This is a genomic window from Baekduia sp. Peel2402 (genome assembly GCF_052567285.1).
Genome location: NZ_CP199582.1, coordinates 1,537,688 through 1,558,214, shown reverse-complemented (window position 1 = coordinate 1,558,214; position 20,527 = coordinate 1,537,688). Strand labels below are relative to the sequence as shown.

Below are 20,527 nucleotides of genomic sequence, written 5' to 3'. Positions count from 1 at the left end.
GCCGTGAGCAGCACGCCGGCGGCGCCGTCGACCACCGAGTCGCGCCTGGAGGACCTCGTGGTCATCTCCGGGTTCTCGGGCGCGGGCAAGTCCACCGCCATGAACGTGTTCGAGGACGCGGGCTACTTCTGCGTGGACAACCTGCCGCCGGAGATGATCCGGTCGCTGGTGGAGCTGTTCACCCACGAGGGCTCCAAGGTCGAGCGCGCGGCGGTGGTCTCCGATGTTCGCGGCGGCGAGTTCTTCACGCCGCTAGAGGGCGTCATCGACGAGCTGCACGCGCGTGAGCTGCCGGCGCGCGTCCTGTTCCTGGACGCCGACGACAACGCGCTGATGGACCGTTACAAGGAGACGCGGCGCCGCCATCCGCTGTCGCCCGAGGGCTCGATCGCCCACGGCATCGCCGCCGAGCGCGTGATGCTCGCGCCGATCAAGCAGCGATCGGACTTCGTGATCGACTCCTCCGGGCTGAAGGCGTCGCACCTGCGCCGCCGGATCGCTGATGAGTTCCTGCCGCGCCACCGCCGCGGCCGCCTCGCGCTCACGTTCCAGTCCTTCGGCTTCAAGCACGGTCCGCCGCGCGACGCCGACCTCGTCTTCGACGTGCGCTTCCTGCCCAACCCGCACTACATCACGGACCTGCGCCCCAAGACCGGCCTGGACGCCGAGGTCGTCGAGTACGTCGGTCGCGAAGGCAAGCTGACGGCCTTCTACTCGCTGCTGGAGCCGCTGCTGGACTACCTCGTGCCGCAGTACGAGGAGGAGGGCAAGGCGCACCTGTCGGTCGCGATCGGCTGCACCGGCGGCCGCCACCGCTCGGTCGCGATCACCGAGCACCTCGGTCACCGCTTCGCCGCCCGCGATGACGTCGTCGTGGAGATCGAGCACCGCGACATCGGCCGCAAGACGTAGGCTCCGCCGACTGTGAAGGTGTCCACCACAGCGCGAACGAGCCGCCAGGCGAGCTCGCGCCGCGAAACGAGCCCTTAGGGCGAGGCTTCGCCATGCTGGACCACGTCGGCTTCGAGGTCTCAGACCTCGCCACCTCCGCGCGCTTCTACGACGCGCTCTTCTCCCGCCTCGGGATCCGCCGCGTGCACACCGGCGAGGCGGCGGTCGCCTACGGCAAGCACGAGCCGCGGTTCTGGATCGTCCAGCGCGGACGGACGCCGGCGCCTGGCTACGGGCACGTCGCGATCCAGGCAGCAGGCCGGGTGGCCGTGGACGCCGCCTACGAGGCTGCGCTTAACTCGGGTGGGCGAGATGACGGCCCTCCAGGCTTGCGCCCGCAGTACGGCCCGCGCTATTACGCGGCGTACGTGCTCGACCCCGACGGCCTGCGCGTCGAGGTCGTGGCGGGCGGGCACTGAACGGGCGGACATCGACCCGTAGTGGACCGATAGGGTCCGCCGTCTCCCAGATCGAACTTTGCCTCCCCTCAGGAAGGACTGAACACGACCATGCCCGTACGTGTCGGGATCAACGGCTTCGGCCGCATCGGCCGCAACCTCTTCCGCGCCGCCCAGGCCTCCGGCGCCGACATCGAGTGGGTCGCCGTCAACGACCTGACGGACACCAAGACGCTCGGCAACCTCTTGAAGTACGACTCGATCCTCGGCCCGTACCCGGGCACGATCGAGGTCGGCGACGACGAGCTCGTCGTGGACGGCAAGCCGCTGAAGGTCCTCGCCGAGCGCGACCCGGCGAACCTGCCGTGGGGCGACCTCGGCGTCGACGTCGTCGTCGAGTCCACCGGCTTCTTCACCAAGCGCGCCGACGCGGCCAAGCACCTGGACGCGGGCGCCAAGAAGGTCATCATCTCGGCCCCGGCGTCTGACGAGGACATCACGGTCGTGCTCGGCGTCAACTTCGACAAGTACGACAAGGACGCCCACGACGTCATCTCCAACGCGTCGTGCACGACCAACTGCCTCGCGCCCGTCGCGAAGGTCGCCAACGACGCGATCGGCATCAAGCACGGCCTGATGACGACGATCCACGCGTACACGCAGGACCAGAACCTGCAGGACGCGCCGCACAAGGACCCGCGCCGCGCTCGCGCCGCCGCGATCAACCTCGTGCCGACGTCCACCGGCGCCGCCAAGGCCGTCGGCCTCGTGCTGCCCGAGCTCAACGGCCTGCTGCACGGCTTCTCCGTGCGCGCGCCGATCCCGACGGGCTCGCTGGTCGACCTCACCTTCGAGGCCAAGCGCGAGACCTCCGTCGAGGAGATCAACGCGCTGTTCAAGGAGAAGGCCGACACCGGCGACCTCGCCGGGATCCTCCAGTACACCGAGGACCCGCTGGTCTCGTCCGACATCGTGACCAACCCCTACAGCTCGATCTTCGACTCCGGCCTGACCTCGGTCATCGACGGCACGCTGGTCAAGCTGGTGGCCTGGTACGACAACGAGTACGGCTACTCCAACCGCGTCGCCGACCTCATCCAGAAGGTCCTTTGAGAACCCTCGACGACCTCGGCGACCTCACGGGCAAGCGCGTCTTCGTCCGCGTCGACTTCAACGTCCCGTTGAAGGACGGCGTGATCGGCGACGACGCGCGGATCCGGGCCGCCTTGCCGACCCTGGAGGAGCTGCGCCGCCGCGGCGCGCGGCTCCTCTTGGCCGCCCACCTCGGGCGGCCGAAGGGCCGGGACCTGGACTTCTCGCTGGCGCCAATCGCCGCGCGGCTCACGGAGCTGCTGAAGACCGACGTCACGCTGGCCGCCGACCTGGACCAGGTCCCCAACGACGACGCCGTCGTGATGCTGGAGAACGTCCGCTTCGAGCCGGGTGAGACCAAGGACGACGAGGAGCTGGCCAAGAAGTACGCCTCGCTCGCCGACGCCTACGTCAACGACGCCTTCGGGGCCGCGCACCGCGCGCACGCCTCGACGCACGCGATCGCCAAGCTGCTGCCGAGCGCCGCCGGGCTGCTGTTGCAGCGCGAGGTCGAGACGCTCACCGGCATCCTCGCCGACCCAGAGCGACCGCTGGTCGCGATCGTCGGGGGCGCCAAGGTCACCGACAAGATCGGCGTCCTGGAGGCCTTCCTGAGCAAGGCCGACACGATCCTGATCGGCGGCGCGATGCAGTTCCCGTTCTTCAAGGCGCAAGGCCATCAGGTTGGTGCGTCGCTGTGTGAGGCCGAGGGCATCGCCCCGGCCGAGCGCGTGCTGGCCGAGGCGCAGGACGGCCAGGTCAGGCTTCCCGTCGACATCGTGGCCGGCGAGGCGTTCGACGCCTCCACGCCGGTCACCGAGATCGACGGCGTGGACGTCCCCGAGGGCCTGATGGGCCTCGACGTGGGGCCGAAGACCGCGGCGGCCTACGCCGAGGTCATCGCCAGCGCGGGGACGATCTTCTGGAACGGTCCCATGGGCGCCTTCGAGCTGGAGCCGTTCGCGGCCGGAACGAGGTCCGTGGCTGAAGCGGTGGCGAAGGCGTCGGGCACCACGGTGGTCGGCGGCGGCGACAGCGCGGCGGCGCTCCGTCAGTTCGGGCTCGAGGATCAGGTGACGCACCTGTCCACGGGAGGCGGCGCCTCCCTGGAGCTGATCGAGGGCAAGACGCTTCCGGGCGTGGAGGTTTTGGGATGAGGTCGAACGTTGCAGTCGTGAGTGGTAGACCGGCCGGGAGGCACGTTCGATGAGCCGTACACCGCTGATCGCGGGCAACTGGAAGATGAACGGGACGATCGAGGAGGCCGAGGAGCGCGTCGCGTCCCTGCTGCCCCGGATCGCCACCGTCGAGCACGCCGACGTCGCCGTCTGCGTGCCGTTCACCGCACTGCAGGCGGTCGTCGACTCGACCCGCGGGTCGCAGCTCGGCGTCTACGCGCAGAACATGCACCACGAGCCGTCGGGTGCGTTCACCGGCGAGGTGTCGGCGCCGATGCTGACCGAGATCGACGTCCACGGCGTCGTCCTCGGCCACAGCGAGCGCCGCCAGTTCTTCGGCGAGACCGACAAGGCCCTGCAGCTCAAGGTCCCGGCCGCGCTGGAGGCGGGGCTGATCCCGATCCTGTGCGTCGGCGAGACCGAGGACGAGCGCGAGAACGGCGACACCGAGCGCCGCCTGCGCCATCAGGTCCAGGAGGGCCTGGAGAAGGTGCCCGCCGAGCGCCTCGGCGAGGTCGTCCTGGCCTACGAGCCGATCTGGGCGATCGGCACCGGCCAGGTCGCGACGCCCGAGCAGGCACAGGACGCGCTCGCGTTCGTGCGCGCGCTCGTCGCCGACCGCTCCAAGGAGGAGGCCGAGAAGTCGCGGATCCTCTACGGCGGCTCGATGAAGCCCGGCAACGCGGCTGAGCTGCTGGCGCTGCCGGACTGCGACGGCGGCCTCATCGGCGGCGCGTCGCTGGACATCGAGGACTTCGTCGCGATCGTGGAAGCGGCCAAGGGCTGATGTCGTCGTTGCCGGTCCCGCGCGCGGTCCTCGTCGTCCTCGACGGCTGGGGGCTCGCGCCGCCGGGACCCGGCAACGCGGTCGAGCTCGCCGACACGCCGGTCTTCGACGCGCTCTGGGCCAAGTACCCGCACACGCAGCTGACGGCGGGCGGCAAGGCCGTCGGCTTGCCCGAAGGTCAGATGGGCAACAGCGAGGTCGGCCACCTCAACCTCGGGGCGGGCGCGGTCGTCAAGCAGGACCTCACGCGCATCGACGAAGCGGTCGAGGACGGCACGCTGGGCGAGAACGCCGCGCTGGGTGCGGCGATGGACGGCTTCGAGCGCGTTCACCTGATCGGCCTCGTCTCCGACGGCGGCGTGCACTCGGGCTGGAAGCACATCGAGGCCCTGATCAAGCTGGCGGGGGAGAAGGGCGTCCCGGATGTCGTCATCCACGCCTTCACCGACGGCCGTGACACGTCCCCGACCGGCGGCGAGAAGTACCTCGCCCAAGTTCAGGAGTGGGCCGACGCCGCCGGCAACGTGCGCGTGGGCTCGGTCATCGGCCGCTACTTCGCGATGGACCGCGACAAGCGCGAGGAGCGGACCAAGGCCGCCGTGGACCTGTTGGTCGACGGCGTCTCGCCGCACCACGCCTCGTCCGCCGTCGACGCCGTCCGCGCCTCCTACGAGCGCGACGACCGCGGTGACGAGTTCGTCGCGGCCACCACCATCGGCACCGAGGCCGGCATCCGCCCGCAGGACTCGGTCATCGCCTTCAACTTCCGCCCGGACCGGATGCGCCAGCTCACCGAGGCCCTCGGCCCGCAGGTCGCCCGCTACACGACGCTGACCGAGTACGAGGAGGGCTGGCCGTGGCCGGTCGCCTTCCCGCCGCAGCGGCCGGAGATCACGATGACCAAGGTCATCGCGCAGGCGGGGCACAAGCAGCTGCACGTCGCCGAGACCGAGAAGTACCCGCACGTGACGTACTTCTTCGGCGGTGGGGAGGAGGAGCCGGAGCCCGGCGAGCGCCGCGAGCTGGCGCCGTCGCCGCGCGACGTCCCGACCTACGACAAGAAGCCCGAGATGAGCGCCCGCGAGGCCGCGGACAAGTTCATCGCCGCGTGGCGCGAGGATGAGCCGCAGTTCGGGATCATCAACTTCGCCAACGCCGACATGGTCGGGCACACCGGCGTCATCCCCGCGGCGGTCAAGGCGGTCGAGACGGTCGACGCCTGCCTGGGCGATCTGGTCGCCGCCGTACAGGAGTCCGGCGGCGCCCTGTTGATCACCGCCGACCACGGAAACGCGGACGAGATGCTCGAAGAGGACGGTTCGCCGGACACCGCGCACTCGCTCAATCCGGTCCCGGTGATCGTCACCGTGGACGGTTTGACGCTTCGAGACGGTGGCATCCTTGCTGATGTCGCACCAACGTTGCTCCAACTTCTAGGCATTGCTCAGCCGGCGGCCATGACGGGCGTCTCGCTCGTGTCCTAGGGCTGACGCTCAGGAATTCTGCGTCGTAATACACTCGCTCCCGATGGGCAAGGGGGCTGCTTATCGCGGAGGCATCATCGGCCCGACGATCGCCGCATTCGTGGCGGTCGGAGTGCTGGTGGTGATCGTCTTCGCACTCCTGGTCGACGGATCGTCGTCCATGAAGTCGAACGCCGAGAGCGCTCGACGGGCCGAGCGCGTGGTCCTGTTGTCATCGCGCCTGAACCGGCTGGCGGTCGACCTCGAGACCGGCGTCCGCGGACGCTTGCTTACAGGCAACGATGAATTTCTGAGACCGTATCGGGAGGCTCAGCGGGACATCCCGACGGCCGAGGCTCAGCTCGACGCGCTGCTCTCCGATCCCGAGCAGCAGGCGCGCTTTGAGGACGTCAAGCGCCGCCTGGAGGGCTACCGCACGGGCTGGGCGAGCCTGGGCGCCACGCTCCCGCTCGACACCCCGCGCGCGGAGCTCATCAGCCAGGTCACCAACGGCAAGGACCAGCTCGACGACCTCCGGGTTCGCTTCGACGGGCTGCGCACCGCCGAGCTGGCGCTGTCCGAGAAGGCCGCCGACGACGCCAACGCCGCTTCGGACCGCACGACGATCTTCGCGATCATCGGCCTCGTGCTGATCCTTGGCGGCCTGGTCGCGCTCGGGTCGTTCACCGTGCGTTGGATCCGCCGCGAGGCGCGTGCTGCGATCGCCCGCGCCCAGGCCGAGGAGGCGTCGCGGACCAAGTCCACGTTCTTGGCCAACATGAGCCACGAGATCCGCACGCCGCTGAACGGCGTGATCGGGATGTCGGACCTGCTGCTGGACACCAACTTGGACACCGAGCAGCGCGAGTACGCCACGACCGCACGCAACTCCGGCGAGCAGCTCCTGGCGGTCATCAACGACATCTTGGACATCTCCAAGATCGAGGCCGGCCACCTGGAGCTGGAGGAGCGCGACTTCGACCTGCGCGAGGTCGTCGAGACGACCTCCGACGTGGTCGCCGCCACCGCGCACCACAAGGGCCTGGAGCTGTCGGTGCTGATCAGCGACGACGTGCCGCGCGCGGTGCGCGGCGACCGCGGCCGGCTCGCGCAGGTCCTGACCAATCTGCTGTCCAACGCCGTCAAGTTCACGCCCGAGGGCGAGGTGGCGGTCGAGGTGACGGTCGCGGCGGCGGGCGAACCCGACGAGGACGGCCGCACGCCGGTCACCTTCGCGGTCCGCGACACCGGCATCGGGATCGCCGAGAAGGACCTCGAGCGGCTGTTTGAGTCCTTCCAGCAGGCCGACGCCTCGACCACCCGCCGCTTCGGCGGGACCGGCCTCGGCCTGGCGATCAGCCGCGAGCTGGCGCGGATGATGGGCGGCGACCTGACGGTCTCCAGCACGCTCGGCCAGGGCTCGACGTTCAGGTTCATGGTCCGGTTCCCGCCTGCCGAGGCCGAGCCGATCGACGTCCGTCCGCAGATCGAGCTGCGCGGCCTGAAGGTGATCGCGGTCGACGACACCGCGACCAACCGGCGCGTGCTGGAGGCCTACCTCGGCTCGTGGGGCATGCGCGTCACGAGCTGCCCGGACGGCCACGCGGCGCTGGACGAGCTGCACCGCGCCGCCGACCGCGGCGAGCCGTTCGACGTCGCGATCCTGGACTTCAACATGCCGCGGATGGACGGCGTAGAGCTGGCGCGGCGGATCGGCGCCACGCCCGCGCTGCGCTCGGTGCGGATGGTCATGCTGACCTCGTCGGGCACCGGCCACGCCGCCGCGCGCGACGCGGGCGTGACCGAGTTCCTCACCAAGCCGGTGCGGCAGTCAAGGCTTTACGACGCGATCGCGTCGGCGATGTACCAGGCGCCGGCGGCGCAGCACGCAAGCATCCGCGCGGCGGATGACGACAGGGAGGTCGGGACCATGGCGGCATCGCAGGACGGCGCGCTGATCCTCATCGCGGAGGATCACGACGTCAACCGCATCCTGATGGAGAAGCTGCTCGACAAGCGCGGGCACCGGACGATCGCGGCGGCGACCGGGCTGGAGGCGGTCCGGTTGGCGGCTGAAGCCGGGGTCGACCTGGTGTTCATGGACTGCCAGATGCCCGAGCTGGACGGGTACGCGGCGACGCGGCGGATCCGCGAGCGCGAGAACGGCGGGCGGCGGCTGCCGATCGTGGCGATGACCGCGCACGCGATGGCCGGCGACCGCGAGAAGTGCATCGCGGCGGGGATGGACGACTACGTCGCCAAGCCGCTGCGGCCTGAGGAGGTCGACACGATGCTCGCGCGGTGGCTGCCGGCGGCGGTGCCGGTCGGCGTCAGCGGCAACGGGCATGGGAACGGCGCCGCGCCGGTCCCGACGGCCGCCGACCCCGACGCCGACCCGATCGACGACGTGCGCTTCAACGACCTCGGCCGCGACTTCACGCCCGACGTCGTCCGCGAGGTCGTCAACGCATTCATCGACTCCACGCCGCCGATCATCGAGCGGATCGTCCTGGCCGCCGAGGGCGAGGACCACACCGAGATCGCCCAGGGTGCGCACCGCCTCAAGGGCGGCTGCCTGGCGGTGGGCGCGGGCCGGCTCAACGACCTCGCCAACGAGCTGGAGGAGCTGGGGCGCTCCAACGCGCCGGGCGACGACCTGCGCGTGACCGCCGAGCAGCTCGAACGCGCCTGGGCGGCGACGCGCCTCGCACTGCGCGAGCGCGTCGGGTAGAACACGCTCATGCTTTTCGGACAGGAGCACATCGACCGCTACGAGGCGACCGACGGGGAGGAGGGTCACGACTGGGAGGGCACCAAGACGCTGATCCTCACCACGACGGGCCGCAAGTCGGGCGAGCCGCGCAAGGCGCCGCTGATTTACGGCGAGCACGACGGCGACTACCTGATCGTCGCCTCCAAGGGCGGGGCCGACGAGCCGCCGGCCTGGTACGTCAACCTGAAGGCCGATCCGTCGGCGACGATCCAGGTCTGGGGCAAGAAGCTCGCCGTTCAGGCGCGCGACGCCACCGACGAGGAGAAGGCCGTGCTGTGGCCGATCATGACCGCCGAGTGGCCGGCCTACGACGAGTACCAGAAGAAGACCGACCGGCCGATCCCGGTCGTGGTCCTCGAACCCGCGTCCTAGTCAGTAGCGCGGGTTCGGGAGCGGCGTCAGCGACGCCTCGATCGTCGCGCGGCGGTCCTCGTACTGGGGCGGCAGCTTGAGGTGGCTGCCGAGCTCGGCGGCGTCCTCGTCGACGGCGAAGCCGATGTCGCGGCTGGCCAGCTCGAAGAGGACGCCTGACGGCTCGCGGAAGTAGACCGAGTGGAAGTACTGGCGGTCGATGATCGGCGTCGGGTGGCCTCCTGCCTGGCGCACGACGTCGCGCAGCGCGGTCAGCTCGGCGTCGTCGGCGGCCGACCACGCGACGTGGTGGACCGTGCCGGCGCCGGGCATCCCGTGGCGGGGGCCGGTCGGCGGCCGGTCGTAGTGGATGACGCCGTGGCGCTGCGCACCTTGGGCGACCCACGCGCCGCCCGCGTTGCGCTGCTCGAAGCCCAGGGCGCAGAGCAGCGGCGCGCTGCGCTCCGGCGCCGCGCTGTAGGCGCGCACGCCGTGGAAGCCGAGCAGCCGGTGCTCGGCCGGGACGTCGAGCGCGACCGCGCTCAGCGGCGGATCGCCCGCGTCTGACGCCACCAGCTCGTGGACCAGGCCTTCGGGGTCCGCGAACCGCAGCGCGCCGCCCTCGACCCACGTGACCGCCGCGCCCTCGTCGGCCAGCCGCGTCGCCCAGAACGCCAGCGCCTCCGGCCCGGCAGTTCGCCACACGATCGCGTGCACCATCCCCACGCCCGCGACGCCCTTCGCCGCACCCGGGAACTCGAAGAACGTCAGGATCGACCCGGGCGTCCCCGCCTCGTCGCCGTAGTACAGGTGGTACACGTCCGGCTGGTCGAAGTTGACCGTCTTCTTGACCATTCGCAACCCCATCACCCGCCCGTAGAACTCGACGTTGCGCGGCGCATCGGCGCAGATCGCGGTGATGTGGTGCAGGCCTTCGAGCGGCATTCAGGCTGACAGTACGCCTGCAGAACCTTCCCCGTAGCGGTTGTTCGTGCAACCATGGCCGCCTCGTGTCCACCACCACGACCTTCTCCTCCGCCGAGACCGGCGCCCTGGACGACCGGGAGCTGCGCGCGTGGCGCGGGCTTCTGCGGGTTCATGCGTCGCTGTCGAAGGCCCTTGACCAGCAGCTCGAGCGTGAGCACGGGCTGCCGCTGACCTCCTACGAGGTCCTGCTGTACCTCGCGGATGCCGAGCAGAAGAAGATGCGGATGTGCGATCTCGCCGAGTCGGTGATCCTCAGCCGCAGCGGGCTGACGCGGCTCGTCGACCGGCTGGAGCGCGATGGCCTGCTCGTCCGCGAGTCGTGTGCCAGCGACGCGCGCGGCGCGTTCGCCAAGCTGACGCCCGCCGGCACCGAGAAGCTGACCGCGGCCCGCGCGACGCACCTGGCCGGCGTCCGCTCGCTGTTCCTGGATCACCTCTCGCCCGAGGAGCAGGACGTTCTCGGCGGGATCTGGGAGCGCGTGCTGCCCGGCGCCAAGGGCGCCGCGGGCGACGACTGCGGCTGTTGACGCCTGGGCGTTAGCCGCACCCTGACCGCCGCTTCACCAGTTTAGAGTTGCCGGCGTGCCCGGCGCCGCAGCACTCTCACCATGGGGACGGCTGGTGGCGGCCTGCGGCGCGGTCGTCGTCATTGTCGCGATCGTGCTCGGCGCGTGGAGCCTGGCGTCGTCGCACGAGCGGCGGGTCACCTACGGCGTCCAGGGCGCGCTGACCGGCGTCTCGCTGGACCTCGGCGACGCGGACGTCGAGATCCGCGGCGGCGGCCGCGCGACGTCTGTAGCTGTTCAGCACGTCGACCGCTACGGGTTCGGCCACGCGCCGGCCACCCAGCGGTCCGTCGCCGGCGGCGTCTTCCGCGTGCGGTCGCGCTGCCCGCGGACCGTCCTGCACGGGTGCTCGGTCCGCTACCGCGTCACCGTCCCCGACAACCTGCCGCTGGCGGTCCGCACCGACGGCGGGTCGGTGCACCTCGACGGCTACCGCGGATCGGCGCGGATCACGACCGGCGCCGGGGGCATCGACATCGACGGCTTCTGCGGCTTCGCGCTGCAGGCGCGCGCCGACGACGGCGGCGACATCGACGCCTCGACCGCCTGCCCGCCGCCGCAGCTCTCGCTGCGCACCACGACCGGCTCGGTCCACGTGCACGTGCCCGCCGCGCGCTACCGCGTCGACGCCTCGACCTCCGGCCCGCGCCCGCGGGTCAGCGGCGTCACGGCCGACGCGGGCGCGCCGTTCGCGATCCAGGCGCTGTCCGGCTCCGGCGCGGTCACCGTCGAGCGGCTGGAGATGGGCGCGCCGTGAGCGCCCTGAACCTGCGCCGGCGCGTGGCGCGCGCGGCCGAGGCGACCGCCTACCTGGCCGTCAGCGTCCCCATCGCCGTGCTCGGCGTGCTGGCGGTCGTCGTCCTGGCGGTCGGCGCCGCGCTGAGCGTCGCGGGGATCGGCCTGCCGGTGCTGTTGGCCGGCGCCGCCGCCTGCCGCGCCCTGGTCCGGCTGGACCGCCGCGCCGCCAACCACTTCCTCGGCGCGCAGATCCCGCCGCTGGCGATCCCGGCGCGGCCGTCGACCGGCAGCCCGTGGCGCCGCTCGCTGGCCGTGCTGCAGGACCGCGCGTTGTGGCGCACCGTCGGTCTGCTCGGCCTCAAGCCGGTGCTGACCGCCGCGCAGGTCGCCGTCGGGATCGCACCCGTGGTCCTGTTCGCGTGGCTGGCGAAGCTCGGCGTCGAGGCGGTCATGGACGTCGGCGACGTCGACTACTTCGGCCCGTGGTCGTTCGGGCTCGGCACGGGCCTCGTCCTGCTGGCCCTCGCGCTGCCGGTCGCGGTGCTCGCGCTCGCCGCGCTGGACGCGCTGGTGACCGTCATGTGCACCGTCTGCCGCGCGCTACTGCTCCCGCGCCACGCGACCACGACCGGCCCGGTGCGCGAGCTGCTGGCCGAGTCACTGGGCGACCACTCCGTGTCGATCGCCTACTGGCTGCCGGACCGCGAGATGTTCGTGGACGACGTCGGCCGCCGCGTCGAGCTGCCGCACCCAGCGTCGGGCCGGACGTGGACCACGGTCGAGCGCGACGGGCGACCGGTCGCGGCGATCGTCCACGACGCTGCGCTGGAGACCACCGATGAGCTGGTGCAGGCGGCGGCCTCCGCGTCGTCGCTGGCGATCGACAACGAGCGGTTGAAGGCCGACCTGCGCGCGCGGCTGGAGGAGCTGCGCGTGTCGCGGTTGCGGATCGTCGAGGCGACCGACGCCGCGCGCCGCCGGATCGAGCGCGACCTGCACGACGGCGCCCAGCAGCAGTTGGTGGCCTTGGCCCTGGAGCTGCGGCTGCTGCGCGCCAAGGTCGTCGAGCAGGAGGAGATCACGCCGCTGGTCGACTCGCTCAGCAACCGCCTCTCCAGCGCCCTGGCCGAGCTGCGCGAGCTGGCGCGCGGCATCCACCCGACGATCCTCACCGACCAGGGCCTGGCGCCCGCGATCGAGGCGCTGGCGACGCGCGCGCCGTTGCCGGTCGAAGCCGACGTCGCGGTGGAAGGGCGGCTCGCGGAGCCGGTCGAGGCCGCGGCGTACTTCGTCGTCGCCGAGGCGCTGACCAACGTGGTGAAGTACGCCAAGGCGTCGTTCGTGGACGTGCGGATCCGGCGCGAGGACGGCGCGGTCCTGGTGGACGTCGCCGACGACGGCGTCGGCGGGGTGGACATCAGCGCGGGCAGCGGCCTGCGCGGCCTGCAGGACCGGCTCGCCGCGGTGGACGGCGTGCTGGACATCGACAGCCCGGCGGGCGAGGGCACGCGCCTGCGGGCGCGGATCCCGGCGGCCGAGATCACGGAGGAGGGCGGATGAGACGCCTGTTGGTTGTGATGGTGATGGCCTTGGCCGGCGCGTTCGCGCTGCTGGCGACGGGCTGCGGCGACACGACGACGGTCGACGAGGGCCCGGTCACGGTCGCCGAGAGCGGCACCGGCGCCGGCAACCCCGGCGCGCGCACCGTCGCCGACCCTGACGTGCCCGAGACGCCTGACGGCGCCCGGGCCATCCGGATCGCGGTCGTCACCCACGGCCAGGCGTCGTCGGCGTTCTGGGCGATCGTGCGCAACGGGGTGGAGGCCGCGGGCCGTCAGATGGACGTGGTCATCGACTACAAGGCGCCCGACGTGTACTCCTTGAGCGACATGACCAACTTGATCGACCAGGCGGTCGCGTCGCGGCCCGACGGGTTGGTGGTGTCCTTGCCCGAGCCCGGTCTCGCCGCCGCGATCGAGCGTGCGGTCAAGGCGGGCATCCCGACCGTCAGCATCAACTCGGGCAGCGACATGTACAAGAAGCTCGGCGTGCTCGCGCACGTCGGCCAGCCGGAGGGCGACGCGGGCTTCAAGGCCGGCCAGCGCCTCGCGCGCGCGGGCGTGGAGCGTGCGGTGTGCGTGAACCTGCTGATCGCCAACCAGGGCCTGGACGCGCGCTGCGCGGGGTTGGCGCGGGCGATGCGTGCGGCGGGCGGGACGTCGAAGATTGTGCGGATCGACGACCAGGACGCGAACGCGCCGAAGAAAATCGCCGCCGCGGTGAAGGCCGCGAACGCCGACGGCGCGCTGGCGATGAACGCGACGTCGGGCCTGGCCGCGAGTAAAGGGCTGGCGGGCAAAGGCGTGACGCTCGGGACGTTCGACCTCGGGCCCGACGTGCTGAAGGCGGTCAAGGCCGGGACGATCGCCTTCGCGGTCGACCAGCAGGCCTACCTCCAGGGCTACCTGCCGGTCGTGTTCCTGGCCGAGCGGGCGCGCTACGGGCTGTTCCCGGCCCAGGGGGACGTGATCCCGACCGGGCCGAACTTCGTCACCAAGGCCAACGCCGAGCAGGCGATGGAGCTGAGCGCGCGGTCGATCCGCTAGTCGCGCAGCCCCGCGTCAGTCGCAGGCGTCGCCCGCGCCGGCCTCGCGCTCGTCGCGGGCCACCACCCGCGGGCTGTCCTGCAGGATCCGGCGGCGTCGCAGCCCGGCCAGCAGCGTCTCGGCGCCCGCGAAGCGCACGAGCGTCGCGTAGTCGGCCTGCCACGCGACGAGCAGCTCGTGGGGCTCGTAGTCGTGGATCTGGCCGTCGAGCTCGATCCGCGCGCCGCCCCAGCCGCCCTCGATCGTGACGCGCACCGCGCTCTGCGCGCCGACGACCAGCGGCGGCGTCGAGCCGCCATGGGAGGCGACCGGCGTGACGACGATCGCGGGCGCGTTGCCGCCCAGCACGGGCCCGCCCGCGGCCATCGTGTAGGCGCTGCTGCCCAGCGGCGTGGCGATGACGACGCCGTCGCCCGCGAAGCGCACGTAGGGCTCGCCGTCGATCTCGACGCCGACGACGACCTGGTTGGCGCCCTTGCGCACGACGACGAGGTCGTTGAGCGCGTTCTTCGGGCCATGCCCGTCGACCGTGACCGCGACGGCCGGCAGCGCGCGCCGCTGCCAGTCGTCGGCGGCGAAGCGGTCCAGCGCGTCTGAGAGGTCCTCCGCGGAGGTCGCGGTCAGCGCGCCGAGGCTTCCGCAGGCGATGCCGAGCACCGGCAGGCCGTGCGGGGCGGCGGCGTGAAGCGCGGCCAGCGTGGTGCCGTCGCCGCCCAACGCGGCGACCAGGTCGCACTCCGCCGCCTCGCCGTAGGGTGCGACCTCGCGGTCCTGGCCTTCGACCTTGATCTGGACGACCTCGCCGTCGCGCGTGGCGGCCCACTCGCGCAGCGTGTTCAGCGCGCGGTCGAGGCGGCGATGCGGGTGCACCACCACCCCAATGCGCGACGGCGTCATGCGACCGTCGCCGACGTGAGGCGGTCGACCTCGTCGGCGCTCAGCACCAGCTCGTTGACGGGGAGGAGGTCGTTGAGCTGCTCGACCGTGCGCGCCGAAGCGATCGGCGCGGCGACGTGCGGCTGCGCGGCCAGCCAGGCCAGCGCGACCGCGGCGACCGTCGTGTCGTGCGCGGCGGCGATCACGTCGAGCGCCTCCAGCGCGGCGACCGCGCCCGGCTGTTCCAGGTAGGCCGCGGCGCTACGGGCGCGGGCGCTCTGCACGGCGTCGCCGCCCGGCCGGTACTTGCCGGTCAAAAAGCCCATCGCCAGCCCGTAGTAGGGGACCGCCGACAGCTCGTGCTCGGCGACGACGGGCGCCAGGTGCGTCTCGTAGTCCTCGCGTGCGACCAGGTTGTACTCGGGCTGGAGCGCGACGTACTTCGGCAGTCCCTCGCGGTCGGAGAGCGCCAGCGCCTCGGCCAGGCGCGAGGCGGAGTAGTTGGAGGCGCCGATGGCGCGGACCTTCCCAGCGGCGATGAGCTCGCCGAACGCCGCGAGCGTCTCCTCCAGCGGCGTGTCGGCGTCGTCGTAGTGCGCCCAGTAGAGGTCGATGTGATCGGTCTGTAGGCGCTTCAGCGAGGCGTCGGCCGCGCCGAGGATCGCGTCGCGGCCCAGGCCCTTGTTCGGCGCGAGCTGCGAGACCTTCGTGGCGACGACCAGCGAGTCGCGCTTCTCCGGGTTCTTGGCCAGCCACGAGCCGATGATCGCCTCCGACTCGCCGCCGCTGTTGCCGTCGACCCAAGCCGAGTAGACGTCGGCCGTGTCGATGAAGTTGCCCCCGCCCGCGACGTAGGCGTCGAGCACCGCGTGCGACGCGGCCTCGTCGGCCGTCCAGCCGAAGACGTTGGTACCGAGGCAGAGCGTGCTGACGTCGAGGCCGCTGGATCCGAGCTGGGTCATGGCCCGACGCTAGCGAACCGCGGACGCCCGCTAGGTTTCAGCGCGATGGCTTCCCCCTTGGAGATCCTCGCCCGCGACCCGAAGACGCTGGCCCGCGCCGGGATCCTGCGCACCGCCCACGGCGAGATCCGCACACCCGCGTTCGTCCCGCTGGCGACCAAGGCCACCGTGAAGGGCCTGACGCCGGCCGAGGTCCGCGACCTCGGCTTCGACATGGTCTTGGGCAACACCTACCACCTGTTCCTCACGCCCGGCCACGAGCGGATCCAGGGGCTCGGCGGCCTCCACGAGTTCATGCGCTGGGACCATCCGATCATCACCGACTCGGGCGGCTTCCAGGTCTTCTCTATGGGCCACGGCACGGTCGCCGACGAGATCAAGGGCCGCGCCGCGCACGGCGGCGAGCGCCATGGCAAGACGCTGAAGATCACCGAGGAGGGCGTCGCGTTCCGCAGCCACATCGACGGCAGCGAGAAGTTCTTGGCGCCTGAGGACTCGATGGCGATCCAGGCCGCGCTGGGCTCCGACATCGCGCTGGTCTTCGACGAGTGCACGCCGTTCAACGTGTCCAAGGACTACACCGCGCGCTCGACCGAGCGCACCCACCGCTGGCTGGAGCGCTGCCTGGACTGGCACGACGCCAACGGGCCGGACGGGCAGTTGGTGTACGGGATCGTCCAGGGCGGCGTCTACGAGGACCTGCGCCAGGAGTCCACGCGCGTGATCGCCGAGTCCCGCGCCGACGGCGTCGCGATCGGCGGCTCGCTCGGCGCCGACAAGCCGCAGATGTACGAGGTCGTCGAGATGGCGACGTCGATCCTGCCGGAGGCGCCGCCGCGTCACCTGCTGGGCATCGGGGACATCGACGACCTGATCCGCGGCACCGAGCTGGGCATCGATACCTTCGACTGCGCGATGCCCACACGCTTGGGCCGCCACGGCGTGGCGCTGGTTCCGGACCCCGACAAGCGCTGGCGCGTCGACCTCACCGCCGGCCGCTTCAAGGACTCCGACGACCCGATCTACGAGGGCTGCCCGTGCCCGACCTGCGAGGCCGGCTTCACCCGCGGCTACCTGCGCTACCTCGTCGCGGCACGCGAGCTGACCGGCCTGCGCCTGCTGGTCGTCCACAACCTCGCATTCGTCCGCCGCACCATGACCCGCCTACGCCAGGCGATCATCGACGGCCGCCTCGCGGAGGAGGCGGCGGCGCTGCGCGGGGGCCTCGCCCCGTAGCTAGTCGCCGCTGCCGACGCGGGGCAACGTGCCCTTGGGCGGCTCCGGCTTGGCGTACTTGGCGTCGACGTGCGTGCCGGTCGGCGCGTCGCCGCCGCCTTCGCCGCGCTCGGCCGCCTGCGCGGCCTCGATCGCCTTGATGGTGTCCTTGGGCCGTCGCCGGTTCCCGGCCTCGACCAGCGGCTGCACGATCCCGCGCAGCTTGATCAGCACGCCTGACCAGCGCGGTGCGTAGGCGATCCGCAGACGCCCGGAGATCGCGCGGTCGATCGCGTCGCCCGCCGCCGAGAGCGGGATCGGCTGGGTCATGAACTTCGGCTGGCCGCGCCGCGACGCCGCGGCGGCCGGGTGGGCGAACGAGTCGCGGACCATGTCGGTGTCGATGAAGCTGAAGTAGGCGACGCCGACCTTCGTGCCGGTGTGCGCGACCTCCATCCGCAGCGAGTCGGCAAACGCCTCCACGCCGGCCTTGGACATCGTGTACGGCCCCATCAGCGGCAGGTGCACGACCGCCGACATGGAGGAGATGACCAAAATGTAGCCCTTGCGCTCGACGACGTGGGCGTAGGTCGCGCGGACCGTGCGCCAGACGCCGAGCAGGTTGACCTCGATCACGCGCTCGAAGTCGGCGACGGCCATCCCGCCGATCGTCCCGACGTTCGCGACGCCCGCGTTGGCGACGACGACGTCGATCCCGCCAAAGCGCGCGACCGCGCCGTCGACCGCGGCGGAGAGCTGCTCCGGGTCCGTGACGTCGGCGGTGAACGCCGCGGCGCGGTCGTCCCCGAGCTCCTTGGCGTTGGCGGCCAGCAGCTCGGGCTCCAGGCCGACGAGCGCGACCGAAGCGCCCTGGGCGTGCAGCCGCCGCGCGGTCTCCAGGCCGATGCCACGGGCGGCACCGGTGATGAGCGCGACCTTGCCGCGTACGTCGTAGGTCTCTCGCGAGCGGGCCATATGGCCCGGACGCTACTGCGTGTTGTCCTGAATGAGCTGCATCAGGTCGTCGACGACCTGCCGCGCGTCGTCTCCGACGACCTGGCGCAGCTGCACCGAGGCCTTGTCCTGCGAGGTCGCGACGTAGGCGGCGGCGCCCGCGGCGACCAGCAGCGCGAGGAGGAAGAGGAACGTGACGAAGCGCCGGAAGCCGCCGCGCTTCTTCTTGCGCGCGTCGCGACGCGTGGCGGCGGCGCGCGGGGGCGGGGCGTCTTGGGCGACGCGGCGCGGCTGCGCGGGCGGCGCGGCGGTGCGGGGTTGGCGCGGCTCGCGCGGCAGGACGACCGGCGCGCCGGCATCGCCCGCGAAGACCGAGGTCGCGGCGGTGGGGTCGTCGCCGCGTGCCCCGTCGACCACCCGCGTGGCATCCGCTTCCGGACCGATCCCGCGCGCGCCGTCGATGATCGCCTGGCGCATCTCGTCGGCCGACGCGTAACGCGCCTGGGGCGTCAGCGCCAGCGCGCGCTCGACCGCCACCGCGAGCTGCGGCGGAATCGATGGGTCAACGTGGTGCAGCGGCGGCGGGACCTCGCGCTGCTGCTTCAACGCGAGCTCGGTCAGCGACGCCGCCTCGTAGGGCAGCCGGCCGGCCAGCAGCTGGTAGGCGACGACGCCCAACCCGTACAGGTCGGCGGCCGGGCCGGCCTCCTCGCCGGCGGCCTGCTCGGGCGCGAGGTACGCCGCGGTGCCGAGCACGGAGCCGACCTGCGTGATCGAGGACTCCTCAGACGCGGTCTTGGCGATCCCGAAGTCCGCGAGCTTGATCGTGCCGTCGCTCTCGGAGAGCAGCAGGTTGCCGGGCTTGACGTCGCGGTGGACCAGCCCGTTGCGGTGCGCGTACTCCAGCCCGCGGCAGGCCTGGGCGATCCAGTCGACGGCCTCGTCGATCGGCAGCTTGCCGCGGTCGCGCAGGACCTGCGCGCCGGACGGGCCGACGATCCGCTCCATCACGATGTAGTAGCGACCGCTCGGCTCGTCGAGGCCGTAGTCGTACACCTGGACGATGTTGGGGTGGACGAGCCGCGCCGCGGCCATCGCCTCGCGGCGGAAGCGCGTGACGAACTGCGCGTCGTCGGCGAGGTGCTCGGCCAGCAGCTTGATCGCGACGTAGCGCTCCAACCGCGTGTCGAACGCGACCAACACGGTGGACATGCCGCCGAGGCCGAGGCGGTCGCCCAACTCGTAGCGGCCGGCGATGGTGCCCTTGGCGCTCACGGGGTGTCCGTCCCGTCGTCCTCGGGCGGGACGACGCCGCCGTTGCCGTTGTCGGGCGTCGTGCCCGTGACGCCGCCGGGCGTCGCGGTCGACGGCTCCGTCGTGCTGGGCGTCGAGGTCGTCGGCTGGGCCGTCGTGTCGGTCGGCTGCGTCGTCGTCGTGACCGTGGTCTCGGTCTCCGTCGGCGTCGTCTCGGTCTCGGTGGTCTGCGTGTCGGTCGTCTCGGTCGGCTGCGTCAGCCCGTCGCGGACCTCGGCGCAGTCGGTCGCCGCGTGCGCGGCCAGCGAGTCGGCGCCCTCGCGCAGGCGCTGGCGCAGCTCGCGGTCGACCTTGCCGCTCAGGTCGTCGGTGACGGCCAGGCGGAACTTGCGGACGTCGGCCGTGATCCCGTTGCAGTCGCCCTGGTCGATGCGCGCCTTAATGTCGGCGAGCTGCTGCTCCATCGCGTTGGCCTTGCTGGCCGGGATCAGGTTCGAGCGGTCGCCGCAGCCGACCGCGAGGGCGGCGGCCACGCCGAGGATCAGCGCGACGAGGTGGGGGAGGGGCGCGCGAGGCACGCTCATTGACCGTACTCCAGGCGCTCGGCCAGCGAGGCGGGCAGGCGGGCGGCCCGGATCGCGGCCTGGGCGGCGGAGACGTCGTACTCGGTGCGCCGCCACTGGGCGCGCATCAGGTCGAGGTCGAGCAGCAGCCAGGCGGCGCGGTGGTCGCCGTCGCGCGGCTGGCCGACGGAGCCAGGGTTGAGGATCCACTCGCCGGTCGAGAGATCGACGGCGTCGCCGCCCTTGCGCGGCTCGCCGGTCGCCGGCTCGCCCTCGGGGCGCACGAAGCTCAGCGCGACGTGCGAGTGGCCGACGAGCCCGATCCGTTGGCTCATCGCGTCGAAGCAGAGCTCGGCGAGCAGGCTGGAGAGCACGTACTCCCAGACCGGATCGCGCGGCGAGCCGTGGAAGAGGCCGACGTCGCGGATCTCACCGGCCGGGGATCGCGCCCGCAGCCACGCGGCATTGTCCGGGTGCAGGACCTCCTGCGTCCAGCGCGCGGCGATCGCGGCGCCGCGCGAGAACTCCTCCAGCGACAGCTCGCCGGTGACGGCCATGTCGTGGTTGCCGCACAGGACGACGTCCGCCTCGGCGCGGATCCGCTCGCAGCAGTCGTTGGGATCGGCGCCGTAGCCGACCACGTCGCCTAGGCACCAGATGTCGTGCACGTCCTCGCGCTCCACGTCGGCTAAGACCGCGTCGAGGGCGTGGATGTTTCCGTGGATGTCGGAGAGGACAGCGATGCGCATGCGAAAAGGACGCCCGTCGGCGCCCAGACCCTCTTCCAGGCTATCGAGCGGCCTGGCAGGATCG

The 20,527-nt window shown here is 71.9% G+C and carries 20 protein-coding genes; 13 read left to right on the top strand and 7 right to left on the bottom strand.

Annotation, left to right across the window (positions count from 1 at the left end; genetic code table 11):
• Positions 1-3 precede the first annotated feature (3 nt).
• The 8 genes from rapZ (at position 4) to ACT01A_RS07625 (ending at position 9,014) form a co-directional block, all read left to right on the top strand.
• Positions 4-912 (top strand): RNase adapter RapZ, encoded by a 909-nt coding sequence (gene rapZ / locus ACT01A_RS07660; protein ID WP_445151650.1) that lies wholly within the window; start codon positions 4-6, stop codon positions 910-912.
• A gap of 92 nt (positions 913-1,004) precedes the next feature.
• Positions 1,005-1,370 (top strand): VOC family protein, encoded by a 366-nt coding sequence (locus tag ACT01A_RS07655; RefSeq protein WP_445151649.1) that lies wholly within the window; start codon positions 1,005-1,007, stop codon positions 1,368-1,370.
• Positions 1,371-1,460: 90 nt separating this feature from the next.
• Positions 1,461-2,462 carry a type I glyceraldehyde-3-phosphate dehydrogenase gene (gene gap / locus ACT01A_RS07650; RefSeq protein ID WP_445151648.1) on the top strand — a complete coding sequence of 334 codons (1,002 nt, stop codon included), beginning with the start codon at positions 1,461-1,463 and terminating at the stop codon, positions 2,460-2,462.
• On the top strand, positions 2,459-3,598 hold the full coding sequence (locus ACT01A_RS07645; protein WP_445151647.1) for a phosphoglycerate kinase: 1,140 nt from the start codon (positions 2,459-2,461) through the stop codon (positions 3,596-3,598). Before gap ends, ACT01A_RS07645 begins: the two co-directional genes overlap by 4 nt.
• Before the next feature lie 49 nt (positions 3,599-3,647).
• Complete coding sequence (gene tpiA / locus ACT01A_RS07640) at positions 3,648-4,406, top strand: triose-phosphate isomerase (protein ID WP_445151646.1); 759 nt, start codon at positions 3,648-3,650, stop codon at positions 4,404-4,406.
• A complete protein-coding gene (gene gpmI, locus ACT01A_RS07635; protein WP_445151645.1) occupies positions 4,406-5,890 on the top strand; it encodes a 2,3-bisphosphoglycerate-independent phosphoglycerate mutase in 1,485 nt (494 codons plus the stop codon). Before tpiA ends, gpmI begins: the two co-directional genes overlap by 1 nt.
• Before the next feature lie 43 nt (positions 5,891-5,933).
• Positions 5,934-8,600 carry a response regulator gene (locus ACT01A_RS07630; protein ID WP_445151644.1) on the top strand — a complete coding sequence of 889 codons (2,667 nt, stop codon included), beginning with the start codon at positions 5,934-5,936 and terminating at the stop codon, positions 8,598-8,600.
• A 9-nt stretch (positions 8,601-8,609) separates the two neighbouring features.
• The gene (locus ACT01A_RS07625) at positions 8,610-9,014 is read left to right on the top strand and encodes a nitroreductase family deazaflavin-dependent oxidoreductase (RefSeq protein WP_445151643.1); all 405 of its coding nucleotides are present in this window, start codon (positions 8,610-8,612) and stop codon (positions 9,012-9,014) included.
• Here the strand turns inward: ACT01A_RS07625 and ACT01A_RS07620 are convergent, their stop codons facing one another.
• A complete protein-coding gene (locus tag ACT01A_RS07620) occupies positions 9,015-9,938 on the bottom strand; it encodes a VOC family protein (protein ID WP_445151642.1) in 924 nt (307 codons plus the stop codon).
• A gap of 65 nt (positions 9,939-10,003) precedes the next feature.
• Here ACT01A_RS07620 and ACT01A_RS07615 point away from each other — a divergent pair, with 65 nt between their 5' ends.
• From ACT01A_RS07615 to ACT01A_RS07600, 4 genes are read left to right on the top strand one after another with little or no spacing between them, the layout of a single operon-like run.
• Positions 10,004-10,507, top strand: a complete 504-nt coding sequence (locus ACT01A_RS07615) for a MarR family winged helix-turn-helix transcriptional regulator (protein WP_445151641.1) — start codon at positions 10,004-10,006, stop codon at positions 10,505-10,507.
• A gap of 55 nt (positions 10,508-10,562) precedes the next feature.
• A complete protein-coding gene (locus ACT01A_RS07610; protein WP_445151640.1) occupies positions 10,563-11,303 on the top strand; it encodes a hypothetical protein in 741 nt (246 codons plus the stop codon).
• On the top strand, positions 11,300-12,844 hold the full coding sequence (locus ACT01A_RS07605; protein WP_445151639.1) for a sensor domain-containing protein: 1,545 nt from the start codon (positions 11,300-11,302) through the stop codon (positions 12,842-12,844). The genes ACT01A_RS07610 and ACT01A_RS07605 overlap by 4 nt, the downstream gene beginning before the upstream one ends.
• A complete protein-coding gene (locus tag ACT01A_RS07600) occupies positions 12,841-13,890 on the top strand; it encodes a substrate-binding domain-containing protein (protein ID WP_445151638.1) in 1,050 nt (349 codons plus the stop codon). The genes ACT01A_RS07605 and ACT01A_RS07600 overlap by 4 nt, the downstream gene beginning before the upstream one ends.
• Positions 13,891-13,905: 15 nt before the next feature.
• On the opposite strand, the gene ACT01A_RS07595 is transcribed toward ACT01A_RS07600, so the two are convergent.
• Both ACT01A_RS07595 and ACT01A_RS07590 read right to left on the bottom strand, forming a co-directional pair.
• Positions 13,906-14,787 carry an NAD(+)/NADH kinase gene (locus ACT01A_RS07595; RefSeq protein WP_445151637.1) on the bottom strand — a complete coding sequence of 294 codons (882 nt, stop codon included), beginning with the start codon at positions 14,785-14,787 and terminating at the stop codon, positions 13,906-13,908.
• A complete protein-coding gene (locus ACT01A_RS07590) occupies positions 14,784-15,728 on the bottom strand; it encodes an aldo/keto reductase (protein WP_445151636.1) in 945 nt (314 codons plus the stop codon). The genes ACT01A_RS07595 and ACT01A_RS07590 overlap by 4 nt, the downstream gene beginning before the upstream one ends.
• A gap of 45 nt (positions 15,729-15,773) precedes the next feature.
• Between ACT01A_RS07590 and tgt the strand changes: the two genes are divergently transcribed.
• Complete coding sequence (tgt, locus tag ACT01A_RS07585; RefSeq protein WP_445151635.1) at positions 15,774-16,964, top strand: tRNA guanosine(34) transglycosylase Tgt; 1,191 nt, start codon at positions 15,774-15,776, stop codon at positions 16,962-16,964.
• On the opposite strand, the gene ACT01A_RS07580 is transcribed toward tgt, so the two are convergent.
• The 4 genes from ACT01A_RS07580 to ACT01A_RS07565 are packed head-to-tail and all read right to left on the bottom strand — an operon-like array spanning position 16,965 to position 20,463.
• Positions 16,965-17,918, bottom strand: coding sequence for an SDR family oxidoreductase (locus ACT01A_RS07580; RefSeq protein ID WP_445151634.1), 954 nt, complete (start codon positions 17,916-17,918; stop codon positions 16,965-16,967). It abuts the gene before it with no gap.
• 12 nt (positions 17,919-17,930) lie between these two features.
• Entirely contained in the window at positions 17,931-19,172 is a 1,242-nt protein-coding gene (locus tag ACT01A_RS07575; protein WP_445151633.1) for a protein kinase domain-containing protein, read from the bottom strand.
• Complete coding sequence (locus ACT01A_RS07570) at positions 19,169-19,729, bottom strand: hypothetical protein (RefSeq protein ID WP_445151632.1); 561 nt, start codon at positions 19,727-19,729, stop codon at positions 19,169-19,171. Before ACT01A_RS07570 ends, ACT01A_RS07575 begins: the two co-directional genes overlap by 4 nt.
• 2 nt (positions 19,730-19,731) lie before the next feature.
• Entirely contained in the window at positions 19,732-20,463 is a 732-nt protein-coding gene (locus ACT01A_RS07565) for a metallophosphoesterase family protein (protein WP_445151631.1), read from the bottom strand.
• Positions 20,464-20,527 lie beyond the last annotated feature (64 nt).

Coding starts and splice junctions, on each gene's coding strand:
- gap (WP_445151648.1), top strand. CDS start 1,461: ATGCCCGTACGTGTCGGGATCAACGGCTTCGGCCGCATCGGCCGCAAC.
- ACT01A_RS07590 (WP_445151636.1), bottom strand. CDS start 15,728: ATGACCCAGCTCGGATCCAGCGGCCTCGACGTCAGCACGCTCTGCCTC.
- ACT01A_RS07595 (WP_445151637.1), bottom strand. CDS start 14,787: ATGACGCCGTCGCGCATTGGGGTGGTGGTGCACCCGCATCGCCGCCTC.
- ACT01A_RS07600 (WP_445151638.1), top strand. CDS start 12,841: ATGAGACGCCTGTTGGTTGTGATGGTGATGGCCTTGGCCGGCGCGTTC.
- gpmI (WP_445151645.1), top strand. CDS start 4,406: ATGTCGTCGTTGCCGGTCCCGCGCGCGGTCCTCGTCGTCCTCGACGGC.
- ACT01A_RS07655 (WP_445151649.1), top strand. CDS start 1,005: ATGCTGGACCACGTCGGCTTCGAGGTCTCAGACCTCGCCACCTCCGCG.
- ACT01A_RS07625 (WP_445151643.1), top strand. CDS start 8,610: ATGCTTTTCGGACAGGAGCACATCGACCGCTACGAGGCGACCGACGGG.
- ACT01A_RS07565 (WP_445151631.1), bottom strand. CDS start 20,463: ATGCGCATCGCTGTCCTCTCCGACATCCACGGAAACATCCACGCCCTC.
- tgt (WP_445151635.1), top strand. CDS start 15,774: ATGGCTTCCCCCTTGGAGATCCTCGCCCGCGACCCGAAGACGCTGGCC.
- tpiA (WP_445151646.1), top strand. CDS start 3,648: ATGAGCCGTACACCGCTGATCGCGGGCAACTGGAAGATGAACGGGACG.
- ACT01A_RS07580 (WP_445151634.1), bottom strand. CDS start 17,918: ATGGCCCGCTCGCGAGAGACCTACGACGTACGCGGCAAGGTCGCGCTC.
- ACT01A_RS07620 (WP_445151642.1), bottom strand. CDS start 9,938: ATGCCGCTCGAAGGCCTGCACCACATCACCGCGATCTGCGCCGATGCG.
- ACT01A_RS07630 (WP_445151644.1), top strand. CDS start 5,934: ATGGGCAAGGGGGCTGCTTATCGCGGAGGCATCATCGGCCCGACGATC.